12 protein-coding genes are annotated in these 14,011 nt (G+C 43.4%); 1 reads left to right on the top strand and 11 read right to left on the bottom strand.

What is annotated here, in order from left to right; genetic code table 11:
• From ACIY14_RS08885 to ACIY14_RS08900, 4 genes are all read right to left on the bottom strand, one after another.
• A complete protein-coding gene (locus tag ACIY14_RS08885; protein ID WP_409002314.1) occupies positions 1 to 1,104 on the bottom strand; it encodes an NAD(P)/FAD-dependent oxidoreductase in 1,104 nt (367 codons plus the stop codon).
• A gap of 16 nt (positions 1,105 to 1,120) precedes the next feature.
• Complete coding sequence (locus tag ACIY14_RS08890; RefSeq protein WP_409002315.1) at positions 1,121 to 1,918, bottom strand: Nif3-like dinuclear metal center hexameric protein; 798 nt, start codon at positions 1,916 to 1,918, stop codon at positions 1,121 to 1,123.
• Positions 1,905 to 2,582 (bottom strand): tRNA (adenine(22)-N(1))-methyltransferase, encoded by a 678-nt coding sequence (locus tag ACIY14_RS08895; RefSeq protein ID WP_409002316.1) that lies wholly within the window; start codon positions 2,580 to 2,582, stop codon positions 1,905 to 1,907. The genes ACIY14_RS08890 and ACIY14_RS08895 overlap by 14 nt, the downstream gene beginning before the upstream one ends.
• Before the next feature lie 100 nt (positions 2,583 to 2,682).
• Positions 2,683 to 5,019 (bottom strand): cation-translocating P-type ATPase, encoded by a 2,337-nt coding sequence (locus ACIY14_RS08900; protein WP_409002322.1) that lies wholly within the window; start codon positions 5,017 to 5,019, stop codon positions 2,683 to 2,685.
• 133 nt (positions 5,020 to 5,152) lie between these two features.
• Between ACIY14_RS08900 and ACIY14_RS08905 the strand changes: the two genes are divergently transcribed.
• On the top strand, positions 5,153 to 5,902 hold the full coding sequence (locus ACIY14_RS08905) for a lysophospholipid acyltransferase family protein (RefSeq protein WP_409002317.1): 750 nt from the start codon (positions 5,153 to 5,155) through the stop codon (positions 5,900 to 5,902).
• Between the two features lie 42 nt (positions 5,903 to 5,944).
• Here the strand turns inward: ACIY14_RS08905 and ACIY14_RS08910 are convergent, their stop codons facing one another.
• From ACIY14_RS08910 to ACIY14_RS08940, 7 genes are all read right to left on the bottom strand, one after another.
• Positions 5,945 to 6,637, bottom strand: a complete 693-nt coding sequence (locus ACIY14_RS08910) for an alpha/beta hydrolase (RefSeq protein ID WP_409002318.1) — start codon at positions 6,635 to 6,637, stop codon at positions 5,945 to 5,947.
• Positions 6,618 to 7,628: an ABC transporter substrate-binding protein gene (locus ACIY14_RS08915; RefSeq protein WP_409002319.1), complete on the bottom strand. Its 1,011-nt coding sequence runs from the start codon at positions 7,626 to 7,628 to the stop codon at positions 6,618 to 6,620. The genes ACIY14_RS08910 and ACIY14_RS08915 overlap by 20 nt, the downstream gene beginning before the upstream one ends.
• 19 nt (positions 7,629 to 7,647) lie before the next feature.
• Complete coding sequence (locus ACIY14_RS08920; RefSeq protein WP_409002320.1) at positions 7,648 to 8,403, bottom strand: ABC transporter ATP-binding protein; 756 nt, start codon at positions 8,401 to 8,403, stop codon at positions 7,648 to 7,650.
• A 1-nt stretch (position 8,404) separates the two neighbouring features.
• On the bottom strand, positions 8,405 to 9,451 hold the full coding sequence (locus ACIY14_RS08925; protein WP_409002321.1) for a FecCD family ABC transporter permease: 1,047 nt from the start codon (positions 9,449 to 9,451) through the stop codon (positions 8,405 to 8,407).
• 581 nt (positions 9,452 to 10,032) lie between these two features.
• A complete protein-coding gene (gene rpsO, locus ACIY14_RS08930) occupies positions 10,033 to 10,302 on the bottom strand; it encodes a 30S ribosomal protein S15 (protein WP_001018251.1) in 270 nt (89 codons plus the stop codon).
• A gap of 144 nt (positions 10,303 to 10,446) precedes the next feature.
• Complete coding sequence (locus ACIY14_RS08935) at positions 10,447 to 13,155, bottom strand: FtsX-like permease family protein (protein ID WP_409002323.1); 2,709 nt, start codon at positions 13,153 to 13,155, stop codon at positions 10,447 to 10,449.
• The gene (locus tag ACIY14_RS08940; RefSeq protein WP_000323389.1) at positions 13,151 to 13,852 is read right to left on the bottom strand and encodes an ABC transporter ATP-binding protein; all 702 of its coding nucleotides are present in this window, start codon (positions 13,850 to 13,852) and stop codon (positions 13,151 to 13,153) included. The genes ACIY14_RS08935 and ACIY14_RS08940 overlap by 5 nt, the downstream gene beginning before the upstream one ends.
• Positions 13,853 to 14,011 lie beyond the last annotated feature (159 nt).

Genomic DNA, 14,011 nt, shown 5'->3' on the forward strand with positions numbered 1-14,011 from the left:
TTATTCGCTTTTTACTCGTTTGACATAGTTTTCAATTGGATAGTTTACTGGATCCAAGGTCAACTCCTTGTCTTGGATCAGTTGAGCTAAGTGGTAACCAATGATAGGGCCGGTTGTGAGGCCTGATGAACCTAGACCACTAGCTGCATAGACACCTACTAAGCCAGGTACTTGCCCAAAGAAAGGGGAGAAATCACTAGTGTAGGCGCGAATTCCCACACGCTCACCTGATGATTTCGCTTCTGCCAAGGCTGGATAGTGGGGTAAGGCTGCCTCCTCCATTTGTTGGAGCAAGGTTTCATCCACTGTCAAATCAAATCCCATATCATTTTCATGGGTAGCGCCCAAGGACAATTTCCCACCTGCAAAAGGAATCAAATCCCACTCCCCTTCTGGCATGACAACAGGGTAAGATTCCATATCTTGGGCAAGCTGATAATCTCGGAGTTGCCCTTTTTGGGGACGAACATCTACTTCATATCCTAAAGGCTCCAAAATGTCCCTCAGCCAAGCTCCCGTCGCCAAAATAACCTGATCAAACACCTCTTCACCAATCTGATATTCTGATGCTAAAGGCATCAGAGTCACTTTTTCTTCGACCAGCGTGACTTGACTAGCTTCGAGCAAACGAGTCACTAAGAGTTGGCCATCTACTCTCGCTCCACCAGAAGCATAAAGCAGGCGGTCAAATCCCTGCAAGCCAGGGAATAATTCATTAGCTGAGGCTTGATCCATGATAGCTAACTGGCCTATTAAAGGAGATTCCTCCCTGCGCTGGAGAGCTAGTTCATAGAGTTCTTCCAACTTGGATTCATCCTTCTTCAAGAGAAGGACTCCCGAACGCTGGTAAAAATCGATTTCCTGACCAGACTTTTCTAAATCAGCCAATAAATCCACATAAAAGTCAGCTCCCAAGCGCGCCATCTTATACCAGGCTTTATTGCGGCGTTTGGAAAACCAAGGACTGATAATTCCCGCTGCAGCCTTGGTAGCCTGACCTTGTCCATGGTCAAAAACGGTTATCTCTAAATCTGCTTCTTTGGAGAGGTAGTAGGCTGCAGTTGCCCCCACAATCCCTGCTCCAATAATGGCGACTTTTTTCATTGTTTTCACTTTCTAACTAGATATGGTGGAAAGGATTGGTCGATGCTTGACTAGGCAAAATATCAATAGACCAGCCCTTTTCTGCCTTCCATTGACTGATGAGTGCAGCGATTTTTTCTACAAAAAGGATTTCGATATAATGTCCTGGATCCAATGCCAACAAACCACCAGACAACATATCCTGGGCAGTGTGGTAGTAGATGTCACCAGTTATATAAACATCTGCTCCCTTTGTTAAAGCATCCTTATAGAATGACTGTCCACTACCACCACAAATGGCCACTCTTGAAATAGGCTTCTGCAAATCAGTCTCTTGGTAATACACCATTCGAAGGCTATCTAGACCAAAGACTTGCTTGACATGCTGTGCCAATTCCCCAAAGGTCTGAGTCGGAGTATTCCCAATACGACCAATTCCACGTTCTGGGCCTGTTTCCTGTAGATAAGTCGTCTCCTCAATGCCTAGCATCTGGCAGAACCAGTCATTGAGACCATTCTCAACGATGTCAATATTGGTGTGACTGACATAAACGGCGATGTCATGCTTGATAAGGTCGATATAAATCTGATTTTGCGGACGGCTGGCTACCAAGTCCTTGATGGGACGGAAAATTGGCGCGTGCTTAACGATAATCAAATCCACACCCTTTTCAATAGCCTCTGCCACCGTCTCTTCACGAATATCAAGGGCAACCATAACCCTTTGGATCTCCTTGTCTAGAGTACCGATTTGCAGGCCACGACTGTCTCCCACCATAGAAAATTCCTGGGGACAAAAGGCTTCATAAGCTCTGATTACTTCACTTGCTAGCATGGAGAACCTCCTTGATGGCTTGAATTTTATCTGCTAGGACTTGACGTTCCTCCAGATTTTTTTCTGGGATTTGGTTAAGGGCAAATTCTAGCTTAGCTGCTTCTTTTTGCCATTTTTGGACAAAAACTGGACTGACTTCTTTGGACAAGATAGGTCCAAAGCGAACATCACTGGCTGATAACTTCATTTTTCCAGCTTCCACCACCAAAATCTCGTAGAACTTGCCAGCTTCTTCTAGGATGCTTTCTGCTACGATCTGAAAACCGTTATCTTGTAACCAGACGCGCAAGTCATCTTCACGATTATTGGGCTGGAGGATTAAACGCTGGATATTCAATAGCTTGTCCAAGCCTTCTTCTAGGATAGTTGCAATCAAGCGCCCGCCCATACCAGCAATGGTGATAACCGAAACTTGGTCTTCCTCTTCAAAGGCTGCCAAGCCATTGGCTAAACGAACTTGGATTTTCTCCTTTAGACCATGAGCTTCAACATTTTTAACCGCGGACTGGTAGGGACCTTCCACGACCTCACCTGCAATGACAGCTTCAATTTGACCTCTCTCGACCAACTCGATAGGTAGATAAGCATGGTCACTCCCCACATCTAGTAAAATGGATCCTTGGGGCACAAAGGACGCCACCAATTCTAATCTCTTTGAAATCATCTTCTCTCACTTTCCAAACTCTATTACCTCTTATTATACCACATTTCAGCTGGCAATCTTGCACCTAAAAAGACCGCAATCCATAGATTGCAGTCTTTCTTTATTTTCTGGCTTGGTAACGACTTGTCAAGATGAAAATCACCGTAAAGACAGCCATCATGACAAGGTAAACAGGGAATGTTTGCCCTGTTAGTGTCGAAATTTCAAGCAGTTTCTGGATTCTTGGGAATAGTGCTGTAGCTAGGAAGCCTCCAACTGACCAAACAATCAAGAGCACACGCCAGAGGGTAAATGGCAGGCAGGCTCTAACTACAGCCATGAAGCCAATTGATGCCAGTAGATAATACAAAATTGTCGAAATTTCAATGGCCGACCATCCTTGACTTGTTCCAAAAATTTTAATAAACAGGACGCTAAAGACTACCATCAAGGCATTTGGTAGGGCACGAAGCATGGATCTTCTGAGGAAGTTTGGCTCGACGGGTTTGATATTTCGCTCAAAAGTCAGAACGAATGGTGGGAAACCTTCCACGAACTGGTCGATCATGGTAATCTGAATTGGAATGAAAGGGAAAATCAAAATCCACTCAGACCGACCTAGTAAAACACTGGCAATACAGATGACTGCTAGCAAGAAAGAATAGATGGTCTTTATCAAGAAAATCGGTGCAATGTGGGCAATGTTATTGACCACGCGACGACCTTCAAAGAGAATCTCGGGAACATCATTAAAGTCTGAATTCAACAGAACCAGATTGGCAATCTGACGAGTCGCAGGATCTCCCTCAGCCATCACGATAGAACAATCCGCCTCACGAAGGGCTAGAATATCATTGACACCGTCCCCTGTCATAGCCGTTGTATGACCCGCTTTTTTCAGTGTTTGGATGATGAGTTTCTTTTGATGAGGAGAAACACGTCCGAAAATAGCTGTTGTTTCAGCCATAGCAACCAATTCCTCATCCGTAATTTTTGAGCAATCTACATAGCTGTCATAGTCCGCAAAACCAGCCTTCTGGGCAATGCTAGATACAGTGACTGGATTATCACCAGAGATAACCTTAAGTCCCACTTCCTGAGAACGGAGATAGTCTAGCGTCTCAGCTGCTCCTTCTCGAATCGGATCTAAAATCTCCAGCAAGGCCAAGGCTTGAATATCAGAAAGTTTCTGGGGCTTGTGATGGTCTAGTTTTTCCTTACTCAGAGCCAAGACTAAGACACGTGATCCTCGCTCCAAGGCCTCTCTAGCTTCTGGGACTTCATTGTCCAACAACATCTCAGGCGCCCCTAAGAAAACCGTCCCCAGACCTTCTAACTCCATAGCTCCCCACTTGCGGTCACTAGAGAAAGGCAGATTAGAGATCATGGGATAGGCAATTTCTCCCTGAAAACGCTTTCGAATAGCTTGGGCAGTTGGATTTTTATCCTCACTATGGGCCATATAGCTGGTCAGGATGCTGGCAATAGCCTCATCACCATAAGTTTCCGTCAGTGGAAGAACGGCCTCCACCTGCATCTTTCCTTGGGTGATGGTGCCCGTCTTGTCCAGACAGAGCATATCCACGCGCGCCAAGGTTTCGACAGAGTACATCTCCTGTACCAAGACCTTTTTCAGACCCAGCTTAATCACCGCAGTCAAGAGCGAGGTGATGGTCAAAAGGGCGATTCCCTTAGGCAACATGCCCAAAAGTGCTGTCGACGAATTTACAACGGATGACTTGAGAGGTAAACCTTTTAAAATCAAAGCTTCTAGCAAGAGAGCCAGACCAAAAGGAATGATAATCTTCCCAGTAAAGCCAGCTAGCTTGTCCAGCGATTTCATGATACGGGAGTTGATCGGTTTCACTTTCTTAGCTTCCAGCATGAGTTTGGAAGCATAGTTTTCTGCCCCGACATGGTGAACTTGAGCCAAAACTGCGCCACTGGCTAGGAAACTCCCTGATAAAAGCAAGGCATCCACTTCTTTTTGCACCAAATCACTCTCACCCGTCAACATAGCTTCATTAACTTCTACGAAACCTTCCAGAACCAGAGCATCACTAGGTATCTGCTCCCCAGCCGACAGACGAATCACATCTCCTAGAACTAATTCTTCTGGATTGAGAGCGACTTCTTGACCCTCACGGATGGTTTTGACCTTTTCCTTGGTCATGAGATTGAGTTTGTCCACCATGTGTTTGGCCCGTAGCTCGGTCACAATCCCTGAAAAAGCGTTAAAGCAGATAACCGCAAAGAAGACCAGATTGCTCCAAGCCTGCACAAAAGCTAGCGCCAAAGCAATGGCAAAGTTCAACGCGTTAAAAAGGGTAAAGACATTTCGTTTGATGATTTGCCAAGTACTGGTACTGGCCGATGCGGTAAAGTCATTGACCAAACCTTGAGCTTGTCTTTCCTTGACTTCTCTTTGGGTTAATCCCATTATCTTATTTTTATCCATAAATTCTATCATATCATTTTTTCTAGCAGAATTCTAATCTTATCCAAAAACTGTCCACTGATAACTGAAAAAGTTTGCCAGTAGTCTTTTGATAAGGTATAATAATAAAAGCAATACAATCGAAGGAGATATCATGTTTTATACTTATTTGCGTGGACTAGTCATGCTGATCTTGTGGTCTATCAATGGCAATGCCCACTATCACAATACTGATAAAATCCCTAATCGAGACGAAAACTATATCCTCGTCGCTCCTCATCGTACCTGGTGGGATCCTGTATATATGGCCTTTGCGACCAAGCCAAAACAGTTCATCTTTATGGCAAAAAAAGAGCTTTTTAGCAATCGCATCTTTGGCTGGTGGATTCGTATGTGTGGCGCCTTTCCTATCGATCGTGAAAATCCTAGCGCTTCTGCCATCAAGTACCCTATCAACGTCCTCAAAAAAAGCGACCGTTCTCTCATCATGTTTCCAAGTGGGAGCCGCCACTCAAACGATGTCAAGGGTGGCGTAGCCTTGATTGCCAAAATGGCCAAGGTCCGTATCATACCTGTCACCTACACCGGTCCCATGACCTTGAAGGGATTGGTTAGCCGTGAACGTGTGGATATGAACTTTGGAAATCCTATCGATATCTCAGACATCAAGAAAATGAATGATGAAGGGATTGAAATGGTTGCAGACCGTATCCAAGCAGAATTTCAACGTTTGGACGAGGAAACCAAGCAATGGCACAATGATAAAAAACCAAATCCACTCTGGTGGTTTGTCCGCATCCCTGCCCTCATCCTTGCTGTGATTGTTGGTATCCTAACGATTATCTTTACTTTCGTCGCAAGCTTTATCTGGAATCCAGATAAGAAGAGAGAAGCTCTTGGTTAAAAAATACAATTATCCCTTGGCTTTTGCCAAGGGATATTTCTTTTATTCAATTTTCCATTTTGGGGTCAACCAGTTGGAAAAGGCTAGGAATCGTTCAACCACTTGTTCATGATGCCCATAAGGATCAAAGACAAACTGACCATTCGGATAGTGTTTCTGTAGACTGGTATGAATTTGCGCAGCATAGGCTGGTGCTTGAGCCAAGCGATTGGTATGATGGGCTCCTTCTGTTTGACCATTTTGTAAATACAGCAAACAATCTAAATTTCTCACTTTCTCTTCCTTGCAGTAAGTCACAAAATCAGGATACCAAAAGGAACCGCAGATAGAAAAGACACAGGAGACCTTGTCAAAGCTGAAAAGACTGTATACTGCAGCCAATCCACCTAGTGAGTAACCCCCATAAGCAAGGCGATTTTTATCCAGGCGATAAAGCGACTGCAACTTGTCTAAAAGACCTCCAAATAAATGATCATGATAGGCATTTGCCTGACCGCCAAAATCTTGAGCTCCATCTCTCAGAGCAGATGCCTTCCAGGGAGTGTAGTCGTCTAGGCGATTTTTAGAGGTCAAGCCCACTAAAATCACAGATTCTGAAAGGGAGGATAGGAAATCCAAGTTTCCATCATTCAAGAGAATAACTGGATAGGTTTGATTGGGATCATAGGTCGAAGGAAGACTGACTCTAACTTGGATTCCTTCCCAATCAAACTCATTATTTATTGATAAAGTCATTGATTTTCTCAAGTGAATCAATCACTGCTGGACCATAGTCCATCAACTCATCGTAAGAGATAGTCATGATTTTTTGATTCTTAATTGCAGGAACATTTTCCAAAACAGCATTTTTCTTCATCAACTCTACTGCGTTGGCATCCAATTTTTTATTGCGGTCGCTGGTTACATAGATAATCAATTCAGGATTCATTGACACGAGATTTTCCAAGGTCAAGCCTGATGTTCCCGTTGCAACGTTTGTATAACCAAGTTGATTCAACAAGCTTTCCTGCAAAGCAGACTTGTATGCACCAAAGGTTTCATCATTATAGGCAACCATAATCAAAGCCTTTTTCTTTTCACCTTGGATTGTTGGATTTGCCTTCTTAACAGCCTCAATTTTAGCTTGTAATTGGGCTGCGTATTCATTAGCCTTGTCCCGAACATTAAAAATCATCCCCAGATTTTTAACGTCTTCTACAATATTTCCCAAATCTTGCTGAATCGTTGAGAGAGAAGCTTTTTGCGTATAGACTGGGATTTTGTTTTCATTCCAAGTGCTAACTGTTCCCAAGGATTTTTCAGAAAACATCATATTTCGACCCATCACAGCATCTGGCTCATAAGAAAGGGCTGTTTCTTGTGAGACTGTTTTTTTGTCGCCAATTTGAGGAATCGTCGCAATCGCGTCCTTGTGTTTGTCCGTCACAGCATTATCAGGGTTAAGCATGCCAGCAATTTTATCCTTCAAGCCTAACTCCAACAAGATTTCAGTGGTTGAAAGATTGTTGGTGATAACTTTTTCAGGTGCCTTGTCAAAGACTTGTTCGACTTCATTTCCCTTAGCATCATAGGTCTTGACCGTTAACGGATAAGTCGTCTCTGTGCTGGCCTTTTGACTTGTTTCTGTGCTAGACTGTGTGGTAGTTTTTTCTGTAGTAGTATTGCCACAAGCTACCATGGTTAAGGTAGCTACTGTTACGAGTAAAATACTGAGTGTTTTTTTCATCTTGTTTTCCTTTTCTTTCTTACAAATAGTGAATCATGGCTTGCTGATCCTCGGTCCAAGTAACCTGACTTTGAACTCCGTATACAGTTTGCAATGACTCAGGGGTGATGGTCTCCTTTGGAGTCCCTTGGTAAAGGATTTCTCCCTCTTTCATCAGATAGAGATAATCCGAATAGCGACAAGCAAGTTGAATATCATGCAGGACAGCTAGAACATTGATTTTGAGCTCCTTCACAATGGCTAACAAGTCTAGCTGGTACTTGATATCTAGGTGATTGGTTGGTTCGTCCAGGAGCAAGAGAGTCGGTCCTTGCGCCAAGGCTCGGGCTAATAAGACTCGTTGCTTTTCTCCCCCTGAAAGAGACGAATAGAGACGCGTTTTCTTCTCAAGCATATCCACCTTGACAAGTGCATCTTGAACGAGGGAATAATCCCTTTCCTTTTCCTTCTGTAAAAAAGAAAGGTGGGGAGTTCTTCCTAGCAAGACGATTTCCTCAACTGTACAATCAAACTGCAATTGATTAAACTGGGTTACAACTGCCATCTGCTTAGCCGTTTCTTTGAGTGACCAATGCTCTAGTGGCTTTCCATCTAGGCTTATCAAGCCTTTGTCCGCCTTTTCCTGACGATAGAGGAGTTTAAGTAGGCTGGTTTTTCCACTTCCATTTGGTCCTAGTATCGTATGAAATTGATGTCCCTCAACCTTAAGAGAAACTCCTTTGAGGATTTTTTTCTCTCCTAGCCCAAAGTGGACATCCTGACAAATCAGGTCCATATCAGGCCCTCACCTCCCTTCGCCTACCTCCAACAATGTAGATAAAGAAGGGAGCACCGACTAAGGCTGTGAAAATACCAATAGGCAGTTCAGCATTTGGAATGATGATACGAGAGAGTACATCTGCCCAGATGACAAAGAGGGCACCCAGTACGGTCGCAACGGGAAAAAGCCTCTTGTAATTCGTTCCTACTAACCCTCGAGCTAAATGTGGCGTAATCAAACCAACAAATCCAATAATCCCACAGGTTGCCACTAAAACTGCTGTCAGCACAGCCACCATTGTCACATAAAGATACCAATAAAATCGCAAAGGAATCCCCAAAGTTAAAGCAGCCTCTTCTCCCATCATCATCGCATTGAAAACACGATACTGAGTAGAGAAAAATAGAAAGGCCATTCCTACTACCGTAGTTGGCAAGACTAAGTCAGACCAGGTAGTCCCGGCAAGCGATCCCATGGTCCAAAACTTAATGGTCATCACACTGTCAGCATTAGCGCCAACAGAGATAATAAAGTTGGAAAAAGCCAAAAAGAGAGCATTGACCACCGTTCCTGATAAAATCAGACTAGATGTTGTCATCCTGCCCTGCATAGAGGCAATGATAAGGACAGCGATTGTTGCCAAAATAGCTCCAAGGAAAGCTCCAAGGCTAATCACCAATTTTAAACCAAGAATGATGCTCAAAGTTGCCCCTAGAGTTGCACCCGCAGAAATTCCTAAGACATAAGGCTCTGCGATGGGATTGTTCACTGTAGACTGCATCACGCTACCACACATAGAAAGACCAGCCCCTACTATCAGACCTAACAATACTCGAGGGAATCTCATATTCCATACAATAGCAAGAGTGGACTTGGAAACCTCTCCTATTTCAAGAGGAAAACCCAACCTGCTCAAAATGATCCGATAGGTATCTCCTAAATCAATCGCTACGGACCCCATAGAAACAGCTAGAAAGAGGGAAATCCCTAAAATACCTAGCAAAACACCTAAAAGTAACACAAATTGCAGGTCCCGTCGGCTTCCAGAAAATTTGGAAAGCATGCAAACCTCCTTCGATAGAATCTTAAAAATTTAGAAAATTCTCATAAAAAGTATACCATATTTTCGACTATGTAACAAGCTGAGAAAAATAAATATAGTTGATTTTGCAGTGCTAGGAACCGTAACCGAAGATAATACTTGAGTATATCAAGGTACGGTGACAAAAGTAAAAAAGCTACCCAATTTAGAGTAGCTTCATTATCAAGATATACTTAATTGAACACGGCTAAGCAAGCGGATAAAAACAAAAAGCCCTCTGAAATCAGAGAGCTAATTTGAGCTCGGGCTAAAATCCTAGTGAAAAAGAGGAAACTCCTTGTGTTTATCGAACACTGTGTCCTTTCCCTATTTCATACGGATTTTTAACGCCCTTAGCATCATGATTCTTGCTGGATAAAACGTTTATAGACTAGGTAGCAAGCGAAAGATTGTACAAAAATTTTAGTGAATCAAAAAAATCTCCCCGAAGGGAGATCGTTCTGGTTTATTTTGCCTTACAGTGCTAGGAACCGTAACCGAAGATAATACCTGAGTATATCGAGGTACGGTGACAACGCAATGTAAGTGGAAAATAAAGCAGATTAGCGACGAAGTCCTAGAGAGTTGATCAACTCACGGTAACGGTTAACGTCGTTCTTACGCAAGTATGCAAGCAAGTTACGACGGCGACCGATTTTCTTCATCAATCCACGGTAAGTAGCGTGGTCTTTTTTGTGTTGTTTGATGTGTTCGTTAAGGTGGTTGATTTCCCAAGTAAGGACAGCAACTTGAACCTCTACGGAACCTGTATCACCTTCGTGACGTGCATATTGTGCGATGATTTCATTTTTTTTCTCTTTTGAGATTGCCATGATGTTTCTCCTTTTTATTTGGCTTCATCCGAGTGACAGGTTGGCATGCCTGTAACCAAGAAGAAGTTATTTGTCTTTACGACAGTTCTTATTCTACCAAGAAGCAGGGACTTTGTCAACTGATTTACTATTTAAAACAGTGAATTATTCTACTGATTTCAGGGCTTCGAGCATATCCACTTTTCTCAAGTGGTGATTGACAAAGACGCCCAGTAAAGCCAAAATCACAGTCACTGCTACGATTGGAAGAGCATAGACTTCCCAGCTGACTCGTGGATAAAAAAGTATGGTGGCAGGTGAAATCATTTGAATCAAAAATTGATGTAAATAGTGGCCAGCTACCAAACCGAGAGCAATTCCCACAAGGGACAGCACCATAGTCTCACGGTAGATATAGAGGGTCACTTCTTTATTATGGAAACCGAGAACCTTGATAGTGGAAAGTTCACGGATACGTTCTGCCACATTGATATTGGTGAGATTGTAAAGAATGACAATGGCTAGTAAAACGGAAACAAGGACAAGGATGGCCATGGTTTTATTGAGCGAACTAGCCACGGATTCAAAGAGATGGATGGCCGTCGCATTTTGGACGACCCCAGAAACAGCTGGTTTTTCCATAAAGATAGCAGCTTCTTTCTCGATATTGGAAGGTGTTGGATCTTTTAATTTTACTAGGTAGGTATTGTCTTGTGGACTGGTACCGTAGACTTGTTCGTATGTGTCTCGTTTGAGATAAACAAAGTGTCCAACATAGTTTTCAGAAATGGCCGATACCTTGATTTCCTTCCCATCAAGCTCCAACTCGTCCCCAACCTTAACATTTGCTAGTTGAGCTAGTTTTTGACTCACGACCGCTCCATCTGTGATCTGCACCTCTTGGCCATTTTCCTCTAATGCGATAAAGGGCTTGAAGTCTTCTCCACTAGTAACCATCATGGTGATGGTTTGAAGTCCTGCTTTTCCTTTAAAATCTTTTTCAATGGATTTAGAGTAAATCTTTTGATAAGCATGGATAGGTTCAACTTGCAAGGCACTTTCTAAATCTGCCTTTTCTTGCTCCGTTGCACTGCTCTTTTCTGCTACAATCATCTGGTATTGCTGGATTTGTTCAAATTGACGATCGACAACTCCTCCCACAGAAGACTGAATGCCAAGACCTGCAAATAGGAGAGCAACCGAACCCGCAACTCCAAAAATGGTCATCAACATCCGTTGCTTATAACGGAAAATATTTCGCGCAGTAACCTTATGAGTAAAACTCAAACGACTCCATATAAAGCTCAGGCGTTCCAGCAAAATCTTTGATCCCTTAACGGGAGGTTTTGGAAGTAAGAGTTGGGCTGCTTCATCGTGTAGTTCCCTCCGTGCCACCAGATAAGCCGGCAAAACACTGGATACCCAACTTAAGGTTAGGGCAAGGAGGCTATAAGACCAGTAAAAATACTCCTGACTTTTACCAACGACCATTCCTGCTGTTATAACATCCGAAATCACACCTGCAAGGAGATAATGTCCTAGAAGCGTTCCTAAAATGGTTCCTACAGTTCCTGCAAGAAAACCATAGAGGACAAACTTGGCAATTATATCTTGATTCCGGTAACCTAGGGCCTTGAAAATACCGGCATTGGTACGTTCTTCATCCACAAAGCGAGTCATCGTTGTAAAGGTCACCATTGCAGCGACCATATAAAGCACAACGGGGAAGATATTCCCGACAGAACGAATGCTTGCTGAAGCGTTACTGTACATGAGATAGCCTTGGCCACCTGGCATAGTTTGGCGGTTGTATACATGGTATTTCGGCTCTGCCAGTTCATCAAGCTCTTTCTGACGCTGTTCAAGCTTCTCTTTTTCCTTAGTTAGATCACTCTCTGTCTGAGCCAGTTTTTCTTTTTGAGTCGCCATTTCTTCCTTTACTTTTATCAGCTGTCCCTCGATTTGACTCTTTTGCGGTTCTGGTAAAGCGGTCGCTTGTTCTTCTTGGGTTTTCAAGCGACTTTCAGCCTGCTCTAACTGACTCTTGCCATTTTGAAGGTTGCTTTCAGTAGTTTGGAGCTGTTCTTTCCCCTCTTCCAAGCTCTTTTGCCCATTGGCTTTGATGCTTACCAATCGTTTTTGACCATTATCGGCTAGCAAATCTTGCAACTCTTCCTGATGTTGGGTTCGTTTGGTCTTATAGTCTGATGAAAAAGCATCCAGATTTTTTAAATCATCATAGCGCACACGCGCAATACTATAAACAGCTGAATCAAACTGGCTGGGCAAAATCACTCCATAGCCAGCCAAGCTTCCATTTCCACTGCTAGCACTCCCTAAGTCTTTTTGAGAAAGCATCTCACCCGACTGAACAAATCCAGTAATTGTAAAAGTTTGGGATTTTAGGACGGACTTCCCTTCTTCTTTCTTAGTAAAGGTAATGGTCTGCCCAATCTGATAGCGGTCTTTCCAGAAGTCGGCTAGGGCAATTTCCTCATCAGCCTCTGGCAGTCGCCCTTCTGTCACTTGGAAGGTTGAAATCCCCTCTGGCTTGGAATAAAGTCGAACCGCTTCTTCACTATTTTCAACGGTTAGGTCTGCCATATAACCAAATTCAACACTTACTCCTTGAAGGGTCTTTAATTCGTCTTGGTCTTCTTTGTCCAAGCCATAATCAGCTATCACTGCCAGATCTAGGGTATTGGCTTTACGGAGATAATCCCCTGCCGTACGTTCCATATTTGGACTGGCCACTTTGAGACCAACAAGGGCTAAAGAACCCAGCATCATCAAGGTCAGGATAGAAACAAAGCGTCCCTTTGAAGCCGTCACTGACTGAAATAGGTCTTTCCGATACGTTTTTTTCATGCTAATACTCCAATGTATCGATATCCTGCGGATACTCATTGACCGTCATGCTCTTAACCGTGGCATCGCGCATGTGAATCACCCGATCTGCAATAGGGGCTAGCGCGCCATTGTGGGTCACGATAATCACCGTTGCTCCTTTTTGACGAGACATATCTTGGAGAATCTTCAAGACTTGCTTCCCCGTCTGGTAATCCAAGGCACCTGTCGGTTCATCACAAAGGAGGATTTTAGGATTTTTGGCTACAGCGCGTGCAATGGAGACTCGCTGTTGCTCCCCTCCAGAAAGCTGGGCTGGAAAGTTATTCAGGCGATGAGCCAGACCTACATCTGTCAAGACCTGCTCTGGATCCAAGGCATCTGTCACGATTTCTGAGGCCAACTCCACATTTTCCTTGGCCGTCAGATTAGAGACAAGATTGTAAAACTGAAAAACAAATCCTACATCTTCACGGCGATAATTCGTTCTCTGGTGTGAAGTGTAGTTGGCAATATTGGCACCATCGATCCAAATCTCCCCCTCATCATTGGTATCCATACCTCCTAGAAGATTGAGAACGGTTGATTTTCCAGCACCTGAAGCGCCAAGTATGATAACCAGCTCCCCTTTTTCAATTTCAAAATTCACATCACGATTAGCCACAATCTCTGTATCCCCAACCTGGTAACGCTTGTAGCTGTGTTTCATCTCAATATAAGCCATCAGACACACCTTCTCTCAAACAAATTACTTCCTATTATCATTATAACGCTTTTTCAACTAGTTGGAAACCAGAAGCAAAAACAAAAAACCCAGTTAAATTGTACTGACCCCAAAAAGTTAGACAAATAATTTAAGTGAAGGATTTAGTTCTGTATTGCA

Origin of the sequence: Streptococcus sp. ST16 (assembly GCF_046098135.1) — a bacterium.
GTDB lineage: Bacteria > Bacillota > Bacilli > Lactobacillales > Streptococcaceae > Streptococcus.